Origin of the sequence: Streptomyces sp. NPDC005728, assembly GCF_040630895.1 — a bacterium.
In the GTDB taxonomy this organism is placed as follows: Bacteria; Actinomycetota; Actinomycetes; order Streptomycetales; family Streptomycetaceae; genus Streptomyces.
Window position 1 is genome coordinate 23118 of record NZ_JBEXYL010000056.1, and the last position, 23384, is coordinate 46501.

The 23384-nt window shown below is 71.0% G+C and carries 20 protein-coding genes and 1 pseudogene; 14 read left to right on the plus strand and 7 right to left on the minus strand.

The genetic code is table 11. The features are described from left to right. Positions 1 to 10 precede the first annotated feature (10 nt). The 8 genes from ABZ471_RS30660 (at position 11) to ABZ471_RS30695 (ending at position 10062) form a co-directional block, all read left to right on the plus strand. Positions 11 to 1135: a spermidine/putrescine ABC transporter substrate-binding protein gene (locus ABZ471_RS30660; protein WP_359070908.1), complete on the plus strand. Its 1125-nt coding sequence runs from the start codon at positions 11 to 13 to the stop codon at positions 1133 to 1135. 3 nt (positions 1136 to 1138) lie between these two features. Beyond that, positions 1139 to 2026 carry an ABC transporter permease gene (locus ABZ471_RS30665; RefSeq protein WP_359070909.1) on the plus strand — a complete coding sequence of 296 codons (888 nt, stop codon included), beginning with the start codon at positions 1139 to 1141 and terminating at the stop codon, positions 2024 to 2026. Continuing rightward, the gene (locus ABZ471_RS30670) at positions 2023 to 2904 is read left to right on the plus strand and encodes an ABC transporter permease (protein ID WP_359070911.1); all 882 of its coding nucleotides are present in this window, start codon (positions 2023 to 2025) and stop codon (positions 2902 to 2904) included. The genes ABZ471_RS30665 and ABZ471_RS30670 overlap by 4 nt, the downstream gene beginning before the upstream one ends. A gap of 5 nt (positions 2905 to 2909) precedes the next feature. After that, entirely contained in the window at positions 2910 to 3980 is a 1071-nt protein-coding gene (locus ABZ471_RS30675) for an ABC transporter ATP-binding protein (protein ID WP_359070912.1), read from the plus strand. Between the two features lie 27 nt (positions 3981 to 4007). Further along, positions 4008 to 5327, plus strand: a complete 1320-nt coding sequence (locus ABZ471_RS30680; RefSeq protein ID WP_359070914.1) for an NAD(P)/FAD-dependent oxidoreductase — start codon at positions 4008 to 4010, stop codon at positions 5325 to 5327. Beyond that, positions 5320 to 6753, plus strand: a complete 1434-nt coding sequence (locus tag ABZ471_RS30685) for an aminobutyraldehyde dehydrogenase (RefSeq protein WP_359070915.1) — start codon at positions 5320 to 5322, stop codon at positions 6751 to 6753. The genes ABZ471_RS30680 and ABZ471_RS30685 overlap by 8 nt, the downstream gene beginning before the upstream one ends. A gap of 156 nt (positions 6754 to 6909) precedes the next feature. Beyond that, entirely contained in the window at positions 6910 to 7110 is a 201-nt protein-coding gene (locus tag ABZ471_RS30690; protein WP_359070917.1) for a DUF6229 family protein, read from the plus strand. Positions 7111 to 7236: 126 nt separating this feature from the next. Further along, on the plus strand, positions 7237 to 10062 hold the full coding sequence (locus ABZ471_RS30695) for a type 2 lanthipeptide synthetase LanM family protein (protein ID WP_359070919.1): 2826 nt from the start codon (positions 7237 to 7239) through the stop codon (positions 10060 to 10062). Positions 10063 to 10116: 54 nt separating this feature from the next. Here the strand turns inward: ABZ471_RS30695 and ABZ471_RS30700 are convergent, their stop codons facing one another. Then, complete coding sequence (locus ABZ471_RS30700) at positions 10117 to 11817, minus strand: serine/threonine-protein kinase (protein WP_359070921.1); 1701 nt, start codon at positions 11815 to 11817, stop codon at positions 10117 to 10119. 203 nt (positions 11818 to 12020) lie between these two features. Here ABZ471_RS30700 and ABZ471_RS30705 point away from each other — a divergent pair, with 203 nt between their 5' ends. Further along, positions 12021 to 12749: an FAD binding domain-containing protein gene (locus ABZ471_RS30705; protein WP_359070959.1), complete on the plus strand. Its 729-nt coding sequence runs from the start codon at positions 12021 to 12023 to the stop codon at positions 12747 to 12749. A 128-nt stretch (positions 12750 to 12877) separates the two neighbouring features. Beyond that, positions 12878 to 13219, plus strand: coding sequence for a DUF6234 family protein (locus ABZ471_RS30710; protein ID WP_359070922.1), 342 nt, complete (start codon positions 12878 to 12880; stop codon positions 13217 to 13219). 80 nt (positions 13220 to 13299) lie between these two features. Here the strand turns inward: ABZ471_RS30710 and ABZ471_RS30715 are convergent, their stop codons facing one another. Both ABZ471_RS30715 and ABZ471_RS30720 read right to left on the minus strand, forming a co-directional pair. Further along, positions 13300 to 14100 (minus strand): thioesterase family protein, encoded by an 801-nt coding sequence (locus tag ABZ471_RS30715; RefSeq protein WP_359070923.1) that lies wholly within the window; start codon positions 14098 to 14100, stop codon positions 13300 to 13302. Between the two features lie 190 nt (positions 14101 to 14290). Next, positions 14291 to 15091 (minus strand): transglutaminase domain-containing protein, encoded by an 801-nt coding sequence (locus ABZ471_RS30720; protein ID WP_359070924.1) that lies wholly within the window; start codon positions 15089 to 15091, stop codon positions 14291 to 14293. 253 nt (positions 15092 to 15344) lie between these two features. Here ABZ471_RS30720 and ABZ471_RS30725 point away from each other — a divergent pair, with 253 nt between their 5' ends. After that, on the plus strand, positions 15345 to 15929 hold the full coding sequence (locus tag ABZ471_RS30725) for an AAA family ATPase (protein ID WP_359070925.1): 585 nt from the start codon (positions 15345 to 15347) through the stop codon (positions 15927 to 15929). 41 nt (positions 15930 to 15970) lie between these two features. Here ABZ471_RS30725 and ABZ471_RS30730 read toward each other — a convergent pair whose 3' ends face one another. Further along, a complete protein-coding gene (locus ABZ471_RS30730) occupies positions 15971 to 18322 on the minus strand; it encodes a discoidin domain-containing protein (RefSeq protein WP_359070927.1) in 2352 nt (783 codons plus the stop codon). Positions 18323 to 18709: 387 nt separating this feature from the next. Here ABZ471_RS30730 and ABZ471_RS30735 point away from each other — a divergent pair. Then, positions 18710 to 19074: pseudogene (locus ABZ471_RS30735) on the plus strand (DUF664 domain-containing protein); the annotation flags it as partial. Between the two features lie 150 nt (positions 19075 to 19224). On the opposite strand, the gene ABZ471_RS30740 reads toward ABZ471_RS30735, so the two are convergent. Next, complete coding sequence (locus ABZ471_RS30740) at positions 19225 to 19818, minus strand: TetR family transcriptional regulator (RefSeq protein WP_359070928.1); 594 nt, start codon at positions 19816 to 19818, stop codon at positions 19225 to 19227. A gap of 121 nt (positions 19819 to 19939) precedes the next feature. Here ABZ471_RS30740 and ABZ471_RS30745 point away from each other — a divergent pair, with 121 nt between their 5' ends. Next, positions 19940 to 20731, plus strand: coding sequence for an SDR family NAD(P)-dependent oxidoreductase (locus ABZ471_RS30745; protein ID WP_359070960.1), 792 nt, complete (start codon positions 19940 to 19942; stop codon positions 20729 to 20731). 86 nt (positions 20732 to 20817) lie between these two features. Here the strand turns inward: ABZ471_RS30745 and ABZ471_RS30750 are convergent, their stop codons facing one another. Next, complete coding sequence (locus ABZ471_RS30750; protein ID WP_359070929.1) at positions 20818 to 21690, minus strand: SGNH/GDSL hydrolase family protein; 873 nt, start codon at positions 21688 to 21690, stop codon at positions 20818 to 20820. 291 nt (positions 21691 to 21981) lie between these two features. Here ABZ471_RS30750 and ABZ471_RS30755 point away from each other — a divergent pair, with 291 nt between their 5' ends. Further along, positions 21982 to 22536 carry a TetR family transcriptional regulator gene (locus ABZ471_RS30755; RefSeq protein WP_359070931.1) on the plus strand — a complete coding sequence of 185 codons (555 nt, stop codon included), beginning with the start codon at positions 21982 to 21984 and terminating at the stop codon, positions 22534 to 22536. 30 nt (positions 22537 to 22566) lie between these two features. Here ABZ471_RS30755 and ABZ471_RS30760 read toward each other — a convergent pair whose 3' ends face one another. Continuing rightward, positions 22567 to 23295: a YoaK family protein gene (locus tag ABZ471_RS30760; RefSeq protein WP_359070933.1), complete on the minus strand. Its 729-nt coding sequence runs from the start codon at positions 23293 to 23295 to the stop codon at positions 22567 to 22569. Between the last annotated feature and the right edge of the window lie 89 nt (positions 23296 to 23384).

Consider the following 23384-nt stretch of genomic DNA (forward strand, 5'->3'; position numbering starts at 1 on the left):
AGGACGTTCCATGTCCCCCGAGGTACCACCACCGTCCCGACGCGCCGTGCTGCGGGCAGGCGCCTGCGGCCTGCTGAGCGCCGCGGCCGGTGGCTGCGGGTTCATGCCCGCGAAAACGCCCGACGCCAAGCAGCTCGCCCCGGTCCGGGCGCGCGTCGACGGCGATCTCGTCTACTTCAACTGGGCCGACTTCGTCGACCCGTCCGTTTTCAAGGGCTTCGAGAAGGAGTACGGCGTCAAGGTCATCCAGTCGAACTTCGACTCGATGGAAGGCATGGTCGCCAAGCTCAACGCCGGCAACCGCTACGACATCGTCTTCCCCACCGCCAAATGGGCCCAGCGCCTGGTCCGCGGCGGCCGGCTGCGCCGTATCGACCACTCCCAGCTCCACCACTCGCACGCCGTGTTCGGCACGTACGCCTACTTCGCCGACCCCTGGTACGACCCCGGCTCCGCGCACACCGTCCCCTTCACCGCGTACAAGACCGGCATCGGCTGGCGGCGCGACCGGATCGGCGAGCTGACCGGGTCCTGGAAGGACCTGTGGAGCGACAGGGCCAGGGGCAAGGTCTTCCTGCTGGACGACCGCGACGAGGTCCTGGGGATGGGCGCCCTCGAACTCGGCCTGGACGTCAGCACCGGCAACACCGGTGACCTCGACCGCATCACCTCCCTGCTGAGCACGCTTCGCCCGCGCCTGCGCGGCTTCTCCAGCGACAGCTACAACAACCTCCTCAACGGCAACGCGGTCATGACACAGGCGTGGAGCGGCGACATGGCCGCCATGCTCAACCAGGCCAAGGACCCCTCGGTGTTCGGCTTCGAGGCCCCCAAAGAGGGCACGCCGATCAACTCCGACTGCTACGCCATCCCCTGGAACGCTCCCCACCCCGGCACGGCGATGCTGTTCATCGACTACATGCTGCGTCCCGAGAACGTGAAGAAGAACATCGAGTACATCGGCTACCCGATGCCGGTGGCCGGTTCCGAGAAGGTCTACGCCGAGCTGGTCAAGCCCTTCCCCGAGTGCCTGGTCACCGAGGAGGACCTGAAGGCGGACCTGTTCTTCCGCAACGGCGGCCGCGCGGCGGAGGACGCCCGCGACACCGCCTGGACCCATGTGAAGGCGGGCTGACCCATGGCACTGCTCCGCCACTCCAGCCGCCGCCGGGACACCACCGGAAACCGGATGTGGGTCTGGCTCATGCTGCCCGGCACCCTGTGGATGACCGGCTTCCTGATCGCCTCGCTGGTGCTCGTGGCCGTCCTCGCGGTGGGCACCACCGACGACCTCGGCAACCCGCGCTTCGGCTTCGACCTGTCCGGCGTGCGCGCCCTCGCCGACCCCGCCTACACCGAGGTCCTGGCCCGCTCCCTCGGCTACGCCCTGCTGACCTGCGTGATCTGCCTGCTGATCGCCTACCCGGTGGCGTACACCATCGCCCTGCACGGCGGGCGGTACAAACATGCACTGATCGCCGCGATCGTGGTGCCGTTCTTCGCCAACTACCTGGTACGGATGTACGGCTGGTCGGTGGTCCTCTCCGACGACGGGCCCGTGCTGCGCGCGCTGCGCGCCGTGGGTCTGGCCGACGGGAACACGAAGATCCTCAACACCGGCGTCGGCGTGGTCGCGGGACTCGTCTACGGCTTCGTCGTCTTCATGATCATCCCGCTGTACGCGGCCCTGGAACGGCTGGACGTCTCCCTCATCGAGGCCGGCCGCGATCTGTACGGCGGCCCGGTCCGCACGTTCTTCTTCGTCACCCTGCCCGCCACCCGGCAGGGTGCGGCAGCCGGGCTCGTACTCGTCTTCCTGCCCGCCATGGGCGACTTCGTCAGCGCACAGTTCATGGGAGGCCCGGACCAGATCATGATCGGCAACCTCATCCAGGACAAGTTCTTCCAGGGCCAGAACTGGCCGCTGGGCTCCGCACTCACGATGCTGCTGATGCTGGTCCTGCTGATCGGGATGTTCGGCTATCTGCGGCGCACCCGTAAGGACGAGGCGGAGGCCCGCCGATGACCCTGCTGAAACTGCCCTCCGCCACCGCCCCGGCCCGTCCGGCCCCCCGGACCCGCACCCGGCGCGGACGCGCCGACCGCCGGCCCCGCATCCTGATCGCCGTCACCGCGGTCTTCTTCGCCCTGCTCTACCTGCCCATCGCCGTCGTCACCCTGTTCTCCTTCAACTCCAAGAAGTCCCTGACCGTGTTCGGCGGGTTCAGCCTGCGCTGGTACCGCGCCTTCGCCCACGACGACGTCCTGATCGCCTCCCTGGGCACCAGCCTGCGGATCTCCCTGGTGGCGATGGCCGGTTCGGTCGTCCTCGGGGTGGCGCTCGCGCTCGGCCTGGTCCGTTGCCGCACCCGGCTCGGCTCGCTGGCCGGACTGATCATGCTGGTGCCGTTGATCACGCCGGAGATCGTCACGGGCGTCGCGTCGATGCTGCTCTTCAAGGGCCTGGGCGTGGCCCTGTCCACCGGCACGGTGATGCTCGCCGAGATCACCTTCTCCATCTCCTACGTCACGGTCATCCTCCGGTCCCGGGTCGCCGCGCTGAACCCGGAGGTGGAGGAGGCCGCGATGGACCTCGGCGCCACCCGCTGGCAGGCGGTCCGCCTGGTGACCCTGCCGGCCCTGCTGCCCGCCGTGCTCGCCTCCGCCGTACTGATCTTCGCCCTTGTCTTCGACGACTTCGTCCTCGCCTACTTCACCACCGGCGTCGACCCCCAGCCGCTGTCGGTACGGATCTACTCGGCGATCCGCTTCGGGGTGCAGCCCACCATCAACGCGGTCGGCACGCTGATGCTCGCGGGATCCATCGCCCTGATCGCCCTGGCCCTGTTCATCCCGCGCCTCTTCGGCCGCCGCGGCGGCCTCGACCTCCTCTCCGGAGAGTGATCCCCATGGACGCGACCCCCGCCGTCCGGCTCGACGGTGTCTCCAAGCAGTTCGCGGACTCCTACGCCGTCGACCACCTCGACCTCGACATCGAGGCCGGCCACTTCTTCTCCCTGCTCGGCCCCTCCGGCTGCGGCAAGACCACCTCGCTGCGCATGATCGGCGGGTTCAGCGACCCCACCGAGGGATCGGTTCTGCTCGCCGGTGAGGACGTGACCGCGTTGCCGCCGAACAGGCGCAACGTCAACACGGTCTTCCAGAGTTACGCGCTGTTCGACCACCTGAGCGTCGCCGACAACGTGGCCTTCGGCCTCAGACGCAAGGGCGTCGCCAAGGCCGAGATCCGCCGGCGCGTCGGCGAGATGCTGGAGCTGGTCCAGCTCGCCGGCCTCACCGACCGCACACCACGTACCCTCTCCGGCGGCCAGCGCCAGCGCGTCGCGCTCGCCCGCGCGCTGGTCAACCGTCCGGCCGTGCTGCTCCTCGACGAGCCCCTCGCCGCCCTCGACCTGAAGCTGCGCCGGCAGATGCAGGTGGAGCTGAAACAGATCCAGCGCGAGGTCGGCATCACCTTCGTCTTCGTCACCCACGACCAGGACGAGGCGCTGACCATGTCCGACCGGATCGCCGTGATGAACGAGGGGCGCATCGAGCAGTGCGGCACCCCCGAGGACATCTACGAACACCCCGCCACCCGCTTCGTCGCCTCCTTCATGGGCACCTCCAACCTGATGACGGGCACCTACCGAGGCGGTGAGGTGGCCCTGGAGAAGGGACCCGCCCTGCCCGTCGGCCCCCGTACCGGCATCGCGGACGGCACGGCCGTCAGCGTGTCCGTGCGCCCGGAGAAGATCTGGCTCTCGGACTTCGAACCGGGCATGTCGATGCTGAGCGGTGTCCTCCGCGAAACCGTCTACAGCGGCCCGACCACGACCTACCTGATCGAACTCGCCCCCGGCGTCACGCTGTCCGTCCTGGAGCAGAACACGGCCCGTGCCCGCATGGAGGACCGCTGGAGCGGCGGCGAGACGGTGGAGTTCGGCTGGCGGCCCGAACACTGCCTGGTCCTGGCCTGACCCCACTCCACGACGAAAGCGAAGCTCATGCATCACGACGTGATCGTGCTCGGCGCCGGTCTCGCCGGGCTCGCCGCAGCCCGGGACCTGGCCGCCGCCGGCACCGACGTGCTCGTCCTGGAGGCCCGGGACCGCGTCGGCGGCCGGGTCGAGCAGACCCGGACACCCGACGGCCGTACCGTCCAGCTGGGCGGCGAGGTCGTCGGCCACGGCCACACCGCCTACCTTCGGCTGGCGAAGGAACTCGGCCTCGACCTGGTCCCCAGCTATGTCGCCGAGCCCGGCCGGATCACCCGTGCCACGCCCGAGGGCCGCTCGGCCGGTGATCCGCCGCACTGGTTCGGTCCCGGGGACGCGCTGCTGCACGAGCGGCTGGGCGCGGAGTTCACCGCCCTGGCCGCCGGCGTGGACCCCGACGACCCCTGGTCGCATCCGGACGCGGCCGCCCTGGACGGCCTGTCCGTGGCCGACTGGCTGCGCTCCCGCCACGCCACGCCCGCCGTGGTGCGCCTGTGGGACATCGGTCAACTCGCCCTGGCAGGCGGCTCCTACGAGCGGATCTCGCTGCTGGCCGCCCTGCGCAAGACCGCGGCGGTCCCCGGCTCGGGCCACGGGGACTACGACTACGACGACTGGGAAGGGCTGCGCCTCGCGGCGGGATCGGCGACGCTCGCCGAGGTCATGGGCCGCGAGCTGGGTCCCCGCGTCCGGCTCGGCTCGCCCGTCGCCGCCTTGGACGTACGCCCCGGCCGCTGCGCCGTTCGCCTCGTCACCGGCGAAGTCCTCACCGCAGCCGCCGTGGTGAGCGCACTGCCTGTGGGCCCGCTGCGGGATGTCGCCGTCAGCGGCGTGAGCGAGGCCCGGCTCGGCTCTCTGCACCGCCAGCGCCACGCGACAGCCGCGAAGTTCGCCGCCGTGTACGACCGTCCGTTCTGGCGGGACGACGATCTGAACGGTCTGTCCGAGGCCGAGGGGGTCCTGGGCAGCACCTGGCCGCAGAGCGAGGGCATCCTGTCGGCGCTGATCCCGCCCGAGCGCTACGGCGTCCTCCTCGGCACCCCACCCCATCGGCGCACCCCCGAGCTGCTCGCCGAGATGGCCGGCATGTTCGGTGACGAGGCACTTCGGCCGACCGCCTGCCACCTGCGCCTGTGGGGCACCGACCCGTGGACCCGGGGCTACGTCACCCAGTGGCCGCGGGGCGAGGTCATGGCGGTCGGCCCGCTGCACGGCACGCACGAACCGCCGTTCTACGTCTGCGGCTCCGACCAGTGGGTCGCCGGATACATGGAGGGCGCCGTCCGCACCGGGCGCGCCGCCGCCGAGGAGGCGCTGCGCCGTGGCTGACACCGCCCAGCTGACCACCGTCCTGAACCACATCGGGGGCAAGGACGTGCCGGCCCTCTCCCTGGCCACCCTGCGACTGATCGACCCGGCCACCGGAGACCAGCACGGCACGGCACCGCTCTCGGGCCCCGAGGACGTGGACGCCGCCTGCCGCGCTGCCGAGGCGGCCTTCCACGGCTGGTCGGTGACGACACCGGCCCACCGGCAGGCCGCGCTGCTGCGCATCGCCGACGCCCTGGAGCGGGAGGCGGACGCGCTGGCGCGCGCCGAGGTGACCGACACGGGCAAGCCGCGCGCCCTCTTCCTGGCGGACGAACTGCCCGCGATCGTGGACGTGTTGCGGTACTTCGCCGGGGCCGCCCGGAACCTGCCGGGCGCCGCGGCCACCGAGTACACGCCGGGCCGCACCTCCGTCCTGCGCCGCGAGCCGATCGGTGTCTGCGCCCAGATCACCCCGTGGAACTATCCGCTGATGATGGCCGTCTGGAAGGTCGCCCCCGCGCTGGCCGCCGGCAACACCGTCGTCCTGAAACCGTCCGACACCACGCCCTCCTCGGCCACACTCCTGGCCCGGCTGGCCGCCGAGCACCTCCCGTCCGGCGTGCTCAACGTCGTGTGCGGCGACCGCGACACCGGGCGCTCCCTCGTTGCCCACCCCCTGGTCCGGATGGTCGCCGTCACCGGAAGTGTCCGCGCCGGTCAGGAGATCTCCGCCGCGGTGGCCGCCGACCTCAAGCGGCTGCACCTCGAACTCGGTGGCAACGCACCGGTCCTGGTCCATGAGGACGCCGATCTCGCCGACGCGGTCGAGCAGTTGTCGTCGCTGGCCTTCTACAACGCCGGGCAGGACTGCACGGCCCCCACCAGGATCCTGGTCCACCGGCGGATCCACGACACCTTCCTGGACGCCTTCGCACGCCGGGCCGCACAGCGCGTGCCCGGTACACCGGACGACGAGCACACCGACTTCGGCCCGCTGGCCAATGCCTCCCAACTCGCCTCGGTGCGTGGCCTGTTGGGACGCCTGCCGGCCCATGCCGAGGTGGTCACGGGTGGCACGGCCCTCGCCCGGCCGGGCTACTTCCATCAGGCCACGGTGGTGGCCGGGGCCCGGCAGGAGGACGAGATCGTCAGAAGCGAGGTGTTCGGCCCGGTCGTCACCGTCCAGGCGTTCACCGAGGAGGCCGCGGCCTACCGCATGGCGAACTCCGTTCCCCAAGGGCTGGCGGCCAGCGTCTGGACCCGGGACCACGACCGGGCCATGCGCGCGAGCCGGGCACTGCACACGGGCATCGTCTGGGTCAACACCCATGGCACGACAGTCTCGGAGATGCCGCACGGCGGAGTGCGTCACTCCGGCTACGGCAGCGACCTGTCCCTCACCGGCCTACTCGACTACACACAGGTCAAACACGTCATGTTGTGAGGGGACGGAGGGCACGTAGTACCGCCTCAGTTTCCTACAGGAGGCATCAGTATTCCCACTGGACTGTGGCTGGATCCGACATCTGACGGGTGTTCGAACCTCGCGATACTCAGGGCTGGGCAATCCGCCCCCTTTTCCCGCCTTCGGAGGCCGCTGATGTCTCAGACGAGTGTCCAGACCACCGCAGTGCTCGAGGCCTGGCTGACGGGCGCCGAGAGCGCCTACGGCCGGCTCAACCCCGCCGGGCCGCTCTACGTCGGCGGCGCCGCCGCAGAGGCCGCGCTCACCGACCCGAGCGACTCCCTGTACGGCTTCTGTTCCAGCCCGAGCGGGTCGCGCGGCAGCTGGTGCTGCTGACCGGTCGCACCCCAGGGGAGCTGCGCGGCACGCCGCGACACGTCTGCGCCGCCCGCGCAGTTCCCCGCGCCGTCCTGTGACGGCACCCGGCAGGCCTCGGAACGTGCGGCGGAACAGGGAGGGCGGATGGTGAGCGGATCGGCATCGGACGGCGGAGAGGAGACGGAGTGGTTCGGCCGGCCCGTACGAAACATCGCCCGTCCTTGGCGGGCGGACCTGGCCCGGCGCCTTGCGGCCGTGACCGCCCTGGGCCGGGAGGAACGGGAGGTACTGCTGGAGGCCGGACACACCGCTCTGCACACGTCGTTGCACGCCAAGCTCTCCCGCCTGTTCCTCCTCGAACTGCATGCGCTGCGCATGGCAGGGGGCGCCGGTCCGGAGACGGAGAGCGCGGCGGACACGAGAACCTGGGCCGCGTTCGTCGAGCAGGCCGGTGAGGAGGGCTATCTCGACAAGCTGGCCGCCCGGTATCCGAGTGTCGGCCCCCGGGTCGCTGGGGTGGCGCGGATGTCGGTGGCGGCCACGGCCGGTTGCGCGGAACGGCTCGCCGCGGACCGGGAACTTCTGCGTCCGCTGCTCGGGGGACCCGCAGGGCGGATACGTGCCGTGACGTTCGGGGCGGGCGACAGTCACCGGGGCGGCCTGACGGTCAGCCGGGTCGACTGCGACGGCGGAAGCGTCATGTACAAGCCCCGGCCGTCCGAGGCGGACGTGGCTCTGGGAGCGCTGCTGGACGAACTGTTCTCGGACTTCCCCGGTGCCCCGGCACCGGAAGAACGGATCCGGGTGCCGCGGACGCTGGCGCGCGAGGGCTACGGCTGGGCCGAGTTCGTCCACCACCGGTACTGCGCGAGCGACCTCGAACTCGCCTCGTTCTACCGCAACGTGGGGCACTGGCTGGCCGTTCTCCGCTTCACGGGCGGCACCGACATGCACGCCGAGAACATGATCGCCGCGGGCCCGGTGCCGGTGATCGTGGACGCCGAGACGCTCTTCGACTGCCCCGCACCCTTCCCGCCCAGCGGCCGGGGCGACGCGGTGGACGTGGCGGCCGCCGCCATCCGCCGTACGGTGCTGCGCACCGGTCTGCTGCCCGTGCGGGGCACCGGCTTCCAGCTCGGCGGAGTGGACATCTCCGGAGTCGGCGCGCTGCCGGGCCAGCAGCCGCTGATCCCGAACCCGGTGATCGCGGACGGTGGCACCGCGGCGGCCCGCTTCCAGGTGGACCTGGTGGCGATGCCCACGGCCGGCAACCACCCCAGCCGCACCCCGGTGCTGAGCACGTACTGGGACCGGATCCTGGCCGGCTTCCGCGAGATGACCGCGCACCTGCGCCGCCCCGACGTGGACCCGTACCGGTTGCTGGGCCGCTTCGAAGGCGCGCAGGCACGGCGGATCCTGCGGCCGACGCAGGCGTACGTCGACATCGGCCGGATGCTGTGGCACCCGGCCTCCTTGCACGACGAGGCGGCGGCCGTCGAGCGGGCCCGGGACATCCTGCGGCGCAACGCCGAGGTGCTGCCCGGTGCGCCGACGGACCGCGCGGCCATCGACGGCGAGATCACGGACCTGCTGGCCGGCGACGTGCCGATGTCCGGTTTCACGGTGGACGCGGCCGTCGTACGGAACACGGTCGAGGACTGGCGCACCACGGACCTCGCGCTGGAGGAGTCGGTGATCCAGGACGCGCTGGTGGGCGCGTACCTGAACGAGCGTTCGCTGCCGGCGCGGGTGCAGGCCGCCGCCAGCGACCCGCACGCCCGCGACCGGGAGCGGCGCCGCCGGGCGCTGGCCGCGCAGATGGTGCGGCGGCTGTGCAACGGGGCGGTGCGCGGCGAGGACGGGACGGTCACCTGGATCAGCCCGGTCTTCACTCCCGCCGGGTGGTCCATCCGGGTGCTGCCCGCCGACCTCTACACCGGTCAGGGCGGGGTCGTCCTGACGCTGGCGGAGTACCAGGCCGAGGTCCGGGCCGGGCGGGCGGACGAGGTGTCCGGCGTCGCCGGGACGCTGGAGGGCGCGCTGCGCGTGCTGATCAGTACCGAGGACCGGACGCCGACTCCGTCACCGGGGGCGTTCAGCGGTGCCGCGTCGCAGGTGTGGACGTGGCTGGCGTTGCACCGGGTGCTCGGTGAGGACCGGTTGCTGGAGCGGGCCGCCGAGAGGGCGGTATTGCTGGAGGGCCCGCTGATCGAGGACGACGTCGAGGTCGATCTCCTCAACGGGGCCGCCGGTGGAGTGGTCCCGCTGCTCAACCTGGCCCGGGCGACCGGGCAGGACCGCTGGCTGGCCGCCGCCGCGCACATCGGCCGCAGGCTGGCCTGGCTGGGCACGGTCGACGCGGACGGTGTCCGCTGGCCGACCCGGCTCAACCCGGAGGGCATCGGCGGCTTCGCGCACGGCGCCACCGGCATCGGCTGGGCGCTGACCCGGCTCGCCCTGAGCGACGCCGGCTCCGCGGCCGAACGGCGCGACTGGAACCGTCTCGCCGAGCGCGCCTTCGCCTTCCAGGAGTCCCTCTGGCAGCCCGGACACGGCAACTGGCTCGACGTCCGCATCGGCGCCGAGGAGGACTTCTTCACCAGTTGGTGTCACGGCAGCGCCGGGATCGGTCTCGGCATGCTCGACCTGCACGAGCGCACCGGCGATCCGGCCCGGCTCGACATGGCGCGGCGCGCCGCACGGGCCTGTGCGGCCGAGGGGTTCGGCTGGAGCCACACGCTGTGCCACGGCGACCTCGGCCTCTGGCAGTTCCTCACGCTGATGGACTCCGGCGACACCTCCGCGCTGGACGGTGAGATCCTCACGGGCCTCGAACAGCGCGGTCCGGTCGGCGGCCTGGCCCGCGAGGCGTTCTCCCCGAGCCTCATGTCGGGACTCTCAGGAGTCGTCCACACCCTCCTGCGCATGCACCGCTCGGCCTCCCTGCCCGATCCCCTCGTCCTCGACTGACCCCGGGTCCGCATCGCCTCCGACCGCCGAGCGCGCCGGAGGCGATGCGGCCCGTCAGCCGCCGTACGGCATGACCTTGAGGACCTTGCCCTGCGGGTTCGCCTGGAGGTAGCCGCTCTGGCCGTGGGAATTGCTGAGGTAGACGGACATCCCCACGGGGCTGTCGAAGGTGGTGTCCGGCAGGTTCAACAGCAGGTAGCGGGAGTCCACATCGTCGACGTTCAGCTTCCGCTGGCCTTCGGCCAGCAGGGACGGGATCTTGTCCCAGTCGAAGTCGTCCAGGCCGACCGACGTCTTCCCGCCTGTCAGCGAACCACTGATGATCCCCTTCTCGATCTCCTCGCCGGGCCGATAGGTGTACGAGTCGTAGTTGGTGGCACTGCCCTTCACCATCAGGTCGGCTGAGACGTATCCCGGGTACACCGTGAGCGATGCGAAGCGGCTGCGGCCGGTCTTTTCCTTGAACGCGCTGATCGCGGTGCGGACGCCGTCCGGAGTCAGCAGGTTCGTCCTGCCGGTCGGACCCTTCGCCGAGGGCGTGACGTCGGTGGCGGCCGAGCCACCGGTCGACGGCGGCTTGGCGGTGGAACGGCCGTGTCCGGAGGATCCGGAGGTGCCCGAGCCCCCGTCCGGCAGCAGCGTCCAGACGAGAACCCCGGCGAGCGCCACTCCCGCCACCGGCAGGACGATCAGCGCCCGGCGTCGGCCACGGCCCGGCCGCACGGGGACGGTGCGGGATGCGGGACGCGCGTCCTGCGGCCCCGGGAACGTCGTCGGGGCGGGCGGTGTGCCGTACGGCCCCGCGGGCATCGAGGGCGCGGGGCCGAACCCCGTGGACGCGGCTGCGGGCCCCGGAGTCTGCGGCACCGGCGGTGGCGGCAGCTGGTACGAGCTGGGCGTCTCGGCCCCGCGGGCAACGCCGTCCAGCATCCGCTCCAGCTCCTGGGCGTCGGGGCGGGCCGCCGGGTCCCGGACGAGGACGCGCGTCAGGACGTCCCGCAGCGGACCGGCCTTGACCGGCGGCGGGATCTCGTCGCTGAGCACAGCGGCCAGCGTCGCGAGGGTCGTGCCCCGGCGCAGCGGGTGGTGGCCCTCCACCGCCGCGTAGAGCATCATCGCCAGCGACCACAGGTCGGAGGCGGGACCGCCGTCGTGGCCGGAGACGCGTTCCGGCGCCATGTAGTCGGGTGTGCCGATGACCGATCCCGTGGCCGTGAGCGTGGTCGCCTCACGGATCGCCGCAATCCCGAAGTCCGTCAGCACCGGACGGCCGTCGGGACGCAGCAGGACGTTGGCCGGCTTCACGTCGCGGTGCTGGATCCCGGCCGCGTGCGCGGCGCACAGCGCGGCCAGCACCTCACGTCCGATGCGCGCCGCGTCGCCCGGGTCCATCGGCCCGCGCGCGAGCCGGTCGGCCAGGGAGCCGCCGGTGACGAGTTCCATGACGATCCAGGGGTAGCTTCCCGGACCTTCGTCGACCACATGGTGGATGGTCACCACATTGGGGTGATCGATGCGGGCCAGCGCCTGCGCTTCCCGCAGGACCCGCTCCCGCAGCATCCGCGCGGCCTCCGGGTCGTACTCGGCGAGACCGGGATCGGGCGGCCGGACCTCCTTGACCGCCACGCTCCGCTGCAGCACGAGGTCCCGCGCCCGCCAGACCATGCCCATCCCGCCACCGCCGAGCCGTGCTTCCAGCTCGAACCGCCCGTCGACAACCCGTCTACCGCCGTTGTCGGCACCCGCTCCACTCATGCGCGGGAGCTTAGTTGGCACGGCCGGCTGCAGAGGGACAGCCCCCGGTCTGCGGGGGCTTGAGGGGGGCTCCCGCCATGCTCGTGTGAGCCCTGGATGCGCCCCTCTCCATGCGACAAGAATGCGCCATGCCCGTCGACGGGGTGGCCGGTTCGCCGCCCCCTGTCGCCCAACTCCCCTCCCAAGAAAGCGGGTCGGCGTTGATGCTGTTGCGACTGCCCACGTCCGTGTCCGAGGCACAGGAGTGCCTTACCGAGGGAGCCGTGCCGATCGGCGGAGCCACCCTGCTGTGGGCCGAGTGGCAACGCGACGGCTTCCCCGCCCAGGCGATGTCGTTGCGCAGCCTTCCGGAGGCCAATGTCGTCGAGCGCGGGACGCTCGGCGCCGCGGTGGTACTGAACCGGATCGACGACCGGGTACCGGACGTGCTGCGCCTGGCCGCCGCCACGGTGGGGACCGGCGCCGTACGCCGGACGGCGACGGTCGGCGGCAACCTCGTCGGCAGCACGCTGCGCTGTCTGCTGCCGGCGGCCCTCGTCCTGGAAGCACGTGCGTCGGTGCTGGGACCCGAGGGCGTCCAGGAGACCGATCTGGCCGAGGTGGTGGCCAAGCGGCCGCTCCTGCTGAGCATCCACTGGCGTGAGCCCGTCGCCAGCGCCTACCGCAAACTGCCGGCCGAACCCGGCGGCAGGCCCCCGCTCGCCGTCGCCTCGGCCGTGCACACCGACGACGGCGAACAGAACCGTCTCCAGGTCGCCGTACGCGACGGCTACGACGTGATCGGCGGGAGCACCCTGTACGACACCGGCGCCGACCCCGACGACACGCTGCGCGCACTGCAGAGGACGGGGCTGGGTGAACTCCCCGCCGCCGCGTGGGAGATCGTCGGCCGCCAGGCGACCGAGCTGATACGTTCCGCTACCGGTCACTGAGAAATCGGTGCGGCATCCCGTTCCCGGCCGACCGACGGTCCGCCTGAGTACGGGTACTCATGACACCGCGCGCCTGCCGGGGTGACAGTCCTCGGGTGAATGCAGAAGCCGAACGTACGGGTCGGGGCGTGGCCGCGGCCTTGGCCGCCGTCGAGCTGGCAGCCCTTACGCTGGTCTGGCTGTCCTGGGCCGGGTCCTACTGGTCGTGGGACCCGCAGCACTACGGCGACCCGCCGGGCCCCTACCTGCAGAAGGCTGCGCTCGTGCCGGTAGCCGCCGTGGTCTGTGCTGTCGTGGCCGGAGTACGCCGGGTCCGTGCGGTCGCCGTCAGTCAGCTCGTGATGGCCGTGGCGATCTGCGGGGTCATGACGGGCGCGAAGGCCGCTGGTGAACGCGTCTACGAGTCCTCCTACCGGGACGCCTGCCACTCGGGCCTGGTCTGCGACGACTCCCCTTCGCCCGCCCGATGAGCTGGTGCGGAACGCGGCGGCACCCTGGCCTCACTGAAGGTGTCCGGCAGACCGCGCGTGGGTCGGTCGTGGCTGCTGCCTCAGCCGCGCGCCGCCACGTACAGGGTCTGGGTACTGCGGCCGAGCGGGCCCTTCTCGTCGTGCAGGGCGGACTCGGCGAGGCCGATGCCCGCGCCGTCCACCATCGTCCGCGCGTCCAGGCAGACCCACTCGCCCTCGGGGTGGCGGTGCAGGCTGACGGTGAGGTCGGCGTTGATGAAGACGTAACGGTGGAAATCCAGCTCGGAGCTGACGCCGTTGCCCGAGTCGGCAGCCGTCAGCACCCGGCTGAGCGGCGTGATCTCCTCGCCGGCGACCAGGGGGATCCTCATGCGCATCCACGCCGTGGCCGGGCCTGACTCGAGGAACGAACCGGCGGCGAAGCGTATGTCCATGGCGGTGTGGTAGCCCTGGTCCCAGGGGACCGGGAAGAACCCTTTCGACGGTACGGTCGCAGGTCCGAGCACCTGTCGGCCCGGCGACACCTCCGGTACCGAGTCCGGCGCCGTCTTCATCAGCAGAGCCGTCGCCCGCATCACTTCCTCGCCACCGTCGGGTGTCAGACCCACCTCCACCAGCTCGACCGTACGCCCGGCACGCAGCACGCGGGTGGCCACGGTCAGCGGCCGTATCGGGACAGGCCGCATGATCTCGTACGTGAGCCGGGCGACCCGCATGTCCGGCCGTCCGCCCGGCCGCTGCTCGACGGCCAGCCCGAGCAGCGCGGCCGGCGGACCCGCGTGCTGGGAAGCGGCGTCCCAGGGCCCCCGGGTGTAGGCAGTGGGGAGGAACCGGCCGCCGGCCTCCCGCTCGTAGAACGCCTCGGCTTCCGACATCGCCATACGACTGTCCCTCCATGTCACTCGGTCTGCCCGCCACCCATCTTACTAAGCGCTTGCTCATCGCGCAGCGGATCAGCATGGGCGCCCATCGTCCGGGCAGGCCCGGCCCGTGCAGGGACTGCCGCCTTCCTCGACGCCGTCACCGCGACCGCCCTCGCCGTCCGGCCCCGAACCGATCGACCGAACCTGGTCAGGCACCCGCCGAGCGACGGCCCAGGACGGGCTCGGCCAGCAGCCTCGCCATCCCGCACAGGGTCTGGCCGTGCCGGGCGAAGAGTTCGTCGCGCGAGTCGAAGTGGCCGAGGTCCGCCAGGACATGGGCCGAGAGATCGCACGCGGCGGCGCCGGCGGCCGGGCAGACCGTCGCACCGTCCCAGTCGATCGCCGTCCTCGACAACGCCTCGAAGAGCGTCTCCGCGCCGGCGTTGGTGAAGCCGCCGCCGTGACCTTCACTCAACTCGTCCAGGCCTCCGAAGAGTTCCGAGACCGTCAACCAGGGTGCGGTGGGGTGGTCGGTCGGCGACAGGCCCTCGAGGCGGAACTCCGGCCATGCGAGCACCACTTGGTGCGGGATCATCCGATGCAGCCGAGGGAAACGCGGATACCAGAACTGCCCGTCCACCAGCAGGCCACGCACCCTCGTGGCCACCCCGGATGCCCGCGCGACGGACTCCAGTACGGCCAGGCGCTGGCTGCACGAGCCCCGGCCGCGCCGCAGCACCTCCGACACGGGGCGCTCGTCCTGCACCGAGTACACCGGCCGCACGGTTGCGGCGATCCACCGGTGGGCCTTACGCAGGACCGCTGTCCGGTGGGCGGGATCCGCGGTGTCCCCCGAGCGCACCGTCATGCCGATCCGTTGGAGCAACGAGGCAACGTACGGATGCCGCCAGTCGAGGATCTGCGTCGGAGCCGTGCTCCCCGCAGCCGGCCCCCCGCCGGCCGCGCCCGCCCGAACACGGCCTCGCGGCATGAGAAGTGAGCTCGTCATGACCGTGGTCCTCTCGTTCCGCCTCCGCATGGCGAGACATATCGTGGCAGGAATTTTGAACGCGTTCAACTGAAGCGTGGCGGGGAGTCCGCCCAGCAGAGACGGCGGGCCGCGAACGCACCCCGACCTGACGCATCTCGGCCGTGACGGATTTCATGTCGCGCGCGCTTGACGCAATTTCTTTGCTCCGCCGCTTGGATTTCCTCCCTTTCCCCTGGCTACGCTCCGCCGTTGTCACCTGCCCTTCAAGGGAATGCGGAGCCCTGAATTGTCGACCCGAGATGTTGTCGTCAGCGCACGACCGGGCTGTCTCACACTCCTCGGCGGACCGCCCGGGTCCGGAAAATCCACGGTTGCCGACGCGCTCGCCTCGAGTGCCGGACGACCCACCGTCCACTTGCACACCGACAGCCTTTACACGTGGATCCGCTCGGGCTTCGTCCTGCCCTATCTGCCGGAAGCCCGGCGCCAGAACGAGGTCGTCCAGAAAGTCATGATCGATGCGGCATGCGCGTACGCGGACGGCGGGTACGACGTCGTTCTGGACGGCATCCTCGGCCCCTGGCTCCTCGACGCCTTCCGCGCCGCATGCGGAAAACGTGAACTGGACCTGTCGTACGTCGTCCTGCGCCCCAGCCTGGAGGTGACCCTCTCACGGGCCTCACAGCGCGAAGACAGGCAGCTCAAGGACGTCGAGCCGATCGTCGGTCTCTACGGAGCGTTCGAGAACCTGGGTCCGCTCGAGGGGCACGTCATCGACTCGACCGCCCAGTCGGTGGAGGAGACCAGGGTGGAGGTCGTCGACGGTCTGCGCGTGGGCCGTTTCGCCGCCAGGTGAGAGATGCCGCTCGCGAACACTCACGCGTAGGCAGAGGTGTTTCAGCGAGTGCCGGCGGAGTCGATGACGAGGATGGCGGCTTTGCTGGGAACACCCTGTTCGTCGAGCGCGAAGAGCAGGTACGTCCCGGGGAGCGCCACGCCTGGGTCGGCCGGGATGTCGAGTTCGTAACTGTCGGCTCCGGTCTTGTGGGGCGTCAGAGGTATTCGGCGTTGGTCGTTGTCCACGGAGTGGGTCGACGCTCCGGCTCGGACCAGAGCGAATGTGCCGGGAGGCACGTCGGTCCTCACCTTCAGGTGCTGCCCGTGCGTGACCTTGGCGGGCATGTCGCCGATGAAGTGGGGGCGGGGCTTTTCGGTGCCGTCGGGGTTGAGCAGGTAGGGCGGGGTGAAGATCGCTCCGTCGGCGTGGTTGGTGTCGCAGTCGCCGCACAGGCCGCCTCCTCCGGTGAAGATGCGCCCGTCGGGGAGCAGATTGGCGACGCTGTGGTAGTTGCGGGGGACGGCCATGGTTGCCATGGGTGTGAAGTCTCCGGTCGCTGGGTCCCAGATCTCGGGGGCCAGGGCGGAGTGGCCGTCGCTGAAGGGCTTGGCATAGGACTGCCCGCCGAAGACCGCGACCTTTCCGTCGGGCATGACGACGCTGTTGACGAAGGAGCGGGCGTAGGCCATGTCGCCGGTGCGGGCGCTGACAGGGTTGCCGCCATGTCCGTTCACGTCGACGGTGTAGGCGCGGTTGGTGGCGATCGCGTTCTCGTATGCGGAGGCGCCGCCCAGGGTGAGGAGCTTGTCCACGTCGTAGGCAACGGCGTTGCCGTTCATCGCGTCGACGCTGTCGGCGCGGGTGCCGGCCGGGGTGATGCTGCCGTCCCCGTCGGTGGATATCCAGTTGAGCTGCTTGCTGGGGCCGAGCTGCAGGACACGTCCGTCCGACGTGGCGTACAGCCATGCGTGGTTGTCCGCCCGGAAGGGGCCTGCCGGGTCGGCGGTCAAGATGGGGGTGACCGGTACGCCGGGCAGTGTGCGCCATGTGCCGGTGGCGGCCGACCAGACCTCGCCGCCCTTGTTCGCGGCGTTGTCGCGGCCCCACGAACCGCCGATGACGAACGCGTCCCCGTTGGGGAGCAGTGTCATGGCCTGGTAGCCGCGTGCGATGTTCATGTCGCTGGTGGAGGTCCACTCGTCGGTGGCGGGATCGTAGATGCTGGCGCGCTCGGCATTGCTGCCGCCGGTCACCAGCACACGGCCGTCGGCGAGGATCACGACACCGGGACAGAACATGTCGTGCTTGGTGTTGTCGACGCGGCGCTGGGTGACCTTGCCGGTGGTCAGGTCCATGATCGCGGTCTGGGTGTAGCCACTGCCCCCGGTGTAGCGGTCGGGGGCGTAGGCGGACCAGGCCAGGAGTTTGTTGTCGGGCAGTACAGCGGTGGCCGCCGGCACCAGTGGGAAGCCGATCACCGGGCTCCACCTACCGTGTTCAGCGGGGTTGGCCGGGCCGCTCAGGCGCAGTTCGGCGGCCGAGGACCAGGGCCCCCTCCCGCCGGCCTCGGTGGTGGCGGTCAGACGGACGTAGCGGGTACTGACGGGTTGGCTGAACGTTGCGCCCTTGACGGTGTCGTCGTCCTTCCAGGCCCCGGTCGCCACCGGTTGCCCGAAGGTGGCGCCGTCCAGGCTGGTCGTGATCGAGTACTGGCCTATCCGACCGTTGGCGCTGTCGTCCAGACGTGGCTCGTAGGTGAGGCCCGAGACGACGGCGGTGTGGTGCATGTCGATGGTGATGCTGTGCGGCAGGGGTGGGGCAGCACCGGACCACTTGGTGTGCCACATGGTGCCGGAGTCGCCGTCCAGGGCCTTCTGGGCGCGGTCGTCCTTCGCTTGGGCCTCTTCGCTGCTGGCGGTGGCGGTCCATCCGTCGCGTGGCAGGTCGACACCGGATACGGGCGCGCCCGGGTCCCCGAGCAGGTTGATCTCCGCTGCCGAGGTCCACGGTCCGCGGTCGCCGGCCTCGGAGGTGGCGGTCAACCGCACGTAGCGGGCACGGGCGGAGGCGAACCGCAGCGTCTTGGTGGTCGCGTCGTCGGCCAGGGTTCCCGTGGCCACGGGCTTTCCCCATGCCATGCCGTCGTCGCTCAGGGAGATGGTGTATTCGCCGATCCGGCCGTTGGGGCTGCCGTCCTGACGCGGTTGGTAGACCACGCCCGAGACGACGGCGGTGTGGTGCATGTCGATGGTGATGCTGTGCGGCAGAGGTTTCCGGGCGCGGTGGCCGCTCGCGTCGGTCGCCCCGGCGGTGGCGGTGGCGCTCCAGCCGTCACGCGCCAGCGTGGGAGCGGCGGGCTCCGTCGCCGCTATGGGAACGACCTCGCGCCGCAACCCGTGGGGCATCGGCATGTGCCCACTGGAGTGTGCTTCTGTGCCTCCTGTGACTGCCGCGCGGTGCGCGACAGCGGGTTTCGGCTGCAGCAGCGCCGCGGCCACTGCCGTGAAGGCCAGGAGAAGGAGGCTGGTCGCTCGTAACGTGGCCGCTCGACGCCTGTCCGGCGCACCTGTCATGACGTCTCTCCCGATCTACGGCTGGTGGGGACGACGACGCCACGAGCCGCATCCGCCTCGGCGGGTCGGCCAGGAGTTGTCGCCGCCTATCCGTCAGCGGCACAGGCGAACGACGTGGGGGGCGGGCGAACGGCCGCGGCGGATGCGGCGGTTCCGGCCCCTGTCGCACAGGCGATGCACAAGGCAGTGTTCATGCATTCACCGTGCACGCCCTTGAGACCACATTCGCGCCGAGCGCAGCCGATCGGGGGAGTCAGCCGGCCGCTGCTCGGCCTGCTTCGGCACCTCGCCGAGGTGGACCGGGACTGGCGCAACTGGTTCAGCGACGGTGATCCGCTGCCGAAGCTGTACCGCGAGCGTGACGCGGACTTCGACGGAGCTGTCGCCGAGCGGTCCGAGGTCGACGCTGCGTGCTCCGCTCCGGAGCGCGAGCAGGCCGCGGCCCACGCCGCACTGGCCGAGCACCCGGATCTGAGCGAGCGTCCGGGGTAAGAGGGGATCACGGGTCGGCAACTGACGGGGTACAGGATCGAGGAGTACGCCCGTCACTGCGGGCACGCCGACCTGTTGGCGAGTGCGTCGACGGAAGGGGGGTCAGTGACGAGGACGAACCTCGGGCCATCGCCGACTCCACCAGCGCATGGGCCCGGCGGCACATTCTGATCGGCGACCGGTGACACCGATCGCCTTCGGAACAGGGCGTGCCGGTGGGGCCCAGGGATGCGGGCCTCCCGTCGCTCTCAGGGCGACCGGTGGTCGCCACCCGCCCCTCGCGCGAGCAGCAGGAGGGCGTCGACCAGGTCCTCCGCGGGGCTGCCGGTGGCCAGTCGGCGCAGTTGCAGACCCATCACCAGGGCAACCGTGGTGGCCGCAAGGCGTTCCGCGTCCGGCACGCCCAGCGCTGTGAGGATCTGGGCGGCGAGCCGGTCGTAGGCCCTGAACGCCTCCGCCGCCGCCTCTCGCAGCCGCTCGTCGCGCCCGGCGTGCAGGTACAGCTCGAAGGGTGCGAGATGGGCGCTGTCGAGTGCCGTGCCGCACGCTACCTGACCGGCCAGGGACGCCGCGTCCTCGACGTCGATGTCCTCCGTCTGGCACTGGTCGGCCAGTTCGGTGAAGTACCGCGCCTCCTCGCGCACGAAGTACAGCAGGCTTTCCCGCAACAGGTCGTGCTGGGTCTCGAAGTGGTACGTGACCGAGCCCAGTGACACGCCGGCTTCCCTGGCGATCCGCCGGTTGGTGACCGCGGCGACCCCGTCCTCGCCGATGATCTGGAGGACGGCCGTGATGATGCGCTGGCGCGTCGAGGTCGAGGCGGGGAGGGCGGCGTTCGGCATGCCGTTCATTCTTCCATCAGCGCTCGGCCGCTCGGACTCGGCACGGAGTCCGAAGCCCAGGTGGACAGGACCCCTCGCCCTCCCTATTGTTCGTTCGAACGAACAGGACTGGAGGATGGCCGTGCACATTGCTGGGGCAACTGTTCTGCTGACCGGAGTCACGGGCGGGATCGGCGGCGCGCTCGCTGCCGAGATGTCCGCGCGCGGTGCGAAACTCGTTCTCACCGGACGGCGACGCGAGGCGCTGGAACCCCTCGCCGACCGCTACGGTGCGCGCACGATCCTGGCCGACCTCGGCGACGCCGACGATGTGCAGCGCCTCGCCCAGGAAGCGGCCGGTACGGACATCCTGCTCGCGAATGCGGCGCTGCCCTCCAGCGGCGACGTGCTCGACTACACCCCGGCCCAGATCGATCGCGCGCTCGCGGTGAACCTGCGCGCGCCCGCGATGCTCGCGCGGCTGCTCGCTCCCGCCATGGTGGGTGCCGGGCGCGGGCACATCTGCTTCGTCGGGTCGCTGTCGGGGATGGCGGCCACCAAGTCGTCGTCGCTGTACACCGCCACGAAGTTCGGGCTGCGCGGCTTCTCGCTGGCCTTCCGCCAGGATCTGCACGGCACAGGCGTCGGCGTCTCGATCGTCCAGCCGGGCTTCGTGCGCGAGTTGGGCATGTTCGCGAACACCGGTTCGCCGACGCCCGGCGGCGTGCGTACCGTCGCGCCGGAGCGGGTCGTCAAGGGCGTGACGCGGGCGATCGAGCGCGATGTCGCCGAGATCAATGTGGCGCCCGTGGAGCTGAAGTTCCTCACCAAGATCGCTTCGCAGTTCCCCGGCTTCGCCGAGCGGGTGCAACGGCTGGCCGGTGCCGACCAGACCGTGAAGTCGATCGTGGCGGCGCAGCAGTCGAGCCGTTGAGCCGTAGGGCAGCAGGCCATCACGCGTGTCGTGTGATGGCCTGGCCGAGGTGACCGGCATCCCCGGTCCCTCACGAAGGTGCGCGGTCAGCCGAGGCCGAGTACCGACATCGTGCGCTCGGCCATGCGCTGCTCGCCGAGGGCGTTGGGGTGGACCGGGACGATGTTCTGCCCGAAGAGAAGCGGCTCGATCCAGCGGGTGCCGGCGGCCTGGCACGCATCGTGGCCCTCGGAGACCCGGGCGAAGTCCACGTAGGTGGCCCCGGTCTCCCCGGCGGCACGCTCGACGACGGCGTTGAGGTGCACCTGCAGGGCGCGCAGGTACGGCACGTCGCCCGACGCGATCGGCAGCTTCGCGAAGCACGACGGGTCGGCCGTGGCAGGCGTGATCCAGGGGTAACCGAGCACCGCCACGCGGGCGTCGGGCGCCTTGGCGCGGACACTGCGCAGAGCCGCTTTGAGCGCGGGGTAGGTGTTCGTGTCGATCGCGTCGTCGAAGGAGGTGCCGTACGTGTCCTTGCAGGGGCTGCCCCTGCCGCCGCTGAAGATGCCCGCGGTGCCGCAGGCGAGCATGGCGTTGATGAAGGTGCCGTTGTCGTTGCCGCCGATCGTCAGCGTCACCAGGTCGGTGCCGGCGGTGACCGCGTCCGTCTGAGGCGCGACGCCGGGGTACTGGGCCGCGGTGAAGTCCTTGGTCTGGGCGGCTCCGCAGGTGACGTCCGTCAGACGGGCCTGCGTGCGGGAGGCGATGACGTGGGGGTAGTTGGCGGTGGAGCGCAGGCAGAGCAGGTTGCTCAGGTCGACGGGGAGAACACCCGAGGCGGCGCTGTAACTGTCCCCCAGGGCGGCGTAGTCGAGGGGTGCGGTGGCGTGGGCGGTGGTTCCGGTGAAACTGAGGGCCAGCGCACCGACGGTGGCGGCTGTCGCGGTCATGACACGACTCAGGGCATGCAGAGGCATGGTGCTCTCTCTTCTCGGGGCGGGTACACAAGGCAGGCGGGCAGGGCGATGCCCGCGGGCGCGCTGGTGCGCGAGAATGCGGCGGCTCGAGCAGGGGGACGTGCCGGCCGGCGGGGATTGGGCGCGAAGGCGCACGTCGACGGCCGTGAAGGACCGGTCGCGGGATTACCGCGGGGTTCTACTGCTAGGTAATGTGCGGGCGCCGGACCATCGAGTCAACATTGTTGACCGAACTTCTTGAAACGCTGACTGTCCCCGAAGCCGGGCAGAGAGCCACCTATGCTGTGCCGCATGCTGCAGACCGGACCCGGTTCCACCACCCGCGATGCCATCCACACCGCCGCCGCCCGGTTGTTCCGGGACCAGGGGTTCGCCCGGACCACCGTCCGCCGGATCGCAGCGGACGCCGGGACCGACCCGGCGCTGGTGATCCGTCACTTCAAGAGCAAAGAGCTGCTGTTCCTGGAGACGATGCACCTGACCATCGATGACGCACCCCTGCTCGACGTCCCGTTGGAGCAGCTGGGAGAACGACTCGCCGAACTCCTCCTCGATCTCGACGGATCCGCCCGGGGCATCTTCCTGGCGCTGGTGCACGGCAGCAACGAGGCGCAGATCCTCGACCGCCTCCGGGAGACTCACGAGCACCTGTTCATCGAGCCCTTGCGGGGCCGTCTGTCCGGTCCCGACGCCGACCTGCGCGCACGGCTTGCGGCCTCGATGTCCGGCGGACTGCTGTACGCCCTGTGGGTGGCGCGGGACGAGGTCCTGCTGCGGACCGACCGCAAGGAACTCATCACCCGCTACGGCGCCCTCCTGCAGGACGTCCTGACCCCCCGTCCGTGAGGCCTCCGCACCGGCAGCCGGTTCCCCGGCTCACGGTTCCTTTTCGGCGTGCCCCGCGGGCAGGGGGTGGAGACGGGGATCGCGCGCGTAGAAGACCGCAGCGCAGCCCGACAGACCCGCGATGCACACCAGGGCGGGTCCGGGACCGAGCCGGAGGAGCAGGGCTCCGGCGAGTCCACCGACGAAGATGCCGAGGACGGTGGCAAGACGTCGCGCCCGCGGCAGCACGGGTTCGGCGGCGCCGGCCGGGCGTGGCGGCAGGACGTCCATGACCGCCTTGACCAGGGTGACCTGCATGATGGTGGTGGGCATGTCCGGGATGCGGGCCTCCAGCATCACACGGTTGCGCCACCCCATTGCCGCCGCGAGCAGCACGACGGCCACGGCCGTGACCGGTTCGGCCGGCGCCCGTGTCCCGCTCGTACCGATGACGACCAGTCCGGCGAGCAGCATCGTTCCCGCCTCCACGACGAGGGCGCGCACGAACCAGCGTCGTCCGCGGCGCTCCAGTCGGGTGATGACGCAGTGGGCGGCCGCGATCCCGACCGTGAAGGCGGCCAGGGCCTCGGCGGGGCGGGCGACCGGGGTTGCCGCCCGGGCCGCCCCGAACCCGAGCAGCAGGACGTTGCCCGTCGCGAGTGCGGCGAAGGCGTGCCCGAGGGCGAGAAAGGTGACGGCGTCGACGGCGCCGGCCGTGACCGTCAGCGCGAACAGGACGAGCGCGATGCGGACCTGTTGCCGCGTCGGGTCACCTTTCACGTCACCGAGATGCCTGGGCACCGGTCGCGGACCGCCGCTGGTCGGGACACCGTTGCCATCGCCTCTCCTCTCGCGCCGAACAGGGGAGA

What these genes read in the sequence shown, in the direction of transcription:
- ABZ471_RS30660 (WP_359070908.1), top strand. Translation starts at nt 11, where the DNA reads ATGTCCCCCGAGGTACCACCACCGTCCCGACGCGCCGTGCTGCGGGCA.
- ABZ471_RS30665 (WP_359070909.1), top strand. Translation starts at nt 1,139, where the DNA reads ATGGCACTGCTCCGCCACTCCAGCCGCCGCCGGGACACCACCGGAAAC.
- ABZ471_RS30670 (WP_359070911.1), top strand. Translation starts at nt 2,023, where the DNA reads ATGACCCTGCTGAAACTGCCCTCCGCCACCGCCCCGGCCCGTCCGGCC.
- ABZ471_RS30675 (WP_359070912.1), top strand. Translation starts at nt 2,910, where the DNA reads ATGGACGCGACCCCCGCCGTCCGGCTCGACGGTGTCTCCAAGCAGTTC.
- ABZ471_RS30680 (WP_359070914.1), top strand. Translation starts at nt 4,008, where the DNA reads ATGCATCACGACGTGATCGTGCTCGGCGCCGGTCTCGCCGGGCTCGCC.
- ABZ471_RS30690 (WP_359070917.1), top strand. Translation starts at nt 6,910, where the DNA reads ATGTCTCAGACGAGTGTCCAGACCACCGCAGTGCTCGAGGCCTGGCTG.
- ABZ471_RS30695 (WP_359070919.1), top strand. Translation starts at nt 7,237, where the DNA reads ATGGTGAGCGGATCGGCATCGGACGGCGGAGAGGAGACGGAGTGGTTC.
- ABZ471_RS30700 (WP_359070921.1), bottom strand. Translation starts at nt 11,817, where the DNA reads ATGAGTGGAGCGGGTGCCGACAACGGCGGTAGACGGGTTGTCGACGGG.
- ABZ471_RS30705 (WP_359070959.1), top strand. Translation starts at nt 12,021, where the DNA reads ATGCTGTTGCGACTGCCCACGTCCGTGTCCGAGGCACAGGAGTGCCTT.
- ABZ471_RS30715 (WP_359070923.1), bottom strand. Translation starts at nt 14,100, where the DNA reads ATGGCGATGTCGGAAGCCGAGGCGTTCTACGAGCGGGAGGCCGGCGGC.
- ABZ471_RS30720 (WP_359070924.1), bottom strand. Translation starts at nt 15,091, where the DNA reads ATGACGAGCTCACTTCTCATGCCGCGAGGCCGTGTTCGGGCGGGCGCG.
- ABZ471_RS30725 (WP_359070925.1), top strand. Translation starts at nt 15,345, where the DNA reads ATGCGGAGCCCTGAATTGTCGACCCGAGATGTTGTCGTCAGCGCACGA.
- ABZ471_RS30730 (WP_359070927.1), bottom strand. Translation starts at nt 18,322, where the DNA reads ATGCCGATGCCCCACGGGTTGCGGCGCGAGGTCGTTCCCATAGCGGCG.
- ABZ471_RS30740 (WP_359070928.1), bottom strand. Translation starts at nt 19,818, where the DNA reads ATGCCGAACGCCGCCCTCCCCGCCTCGACCTCGACGCGCCAGCGCATC.
- ABZ471_RS30750 (WP_359070929.1), bottom strand. Translation starts at nt 21,690, where the DNA reads ATGCCTCTGCATGCCCTGAGTCGTGTCATGACCGCGACAGCCGCCACC.
- ABZ471_RS30755 (WP_359070931.1), top strand. Translation starts at nt 21,982, where the DNA reads ATGCTGCAGACCGGACCCGGTTCCACCACCCGCGATGCCATCCACACC.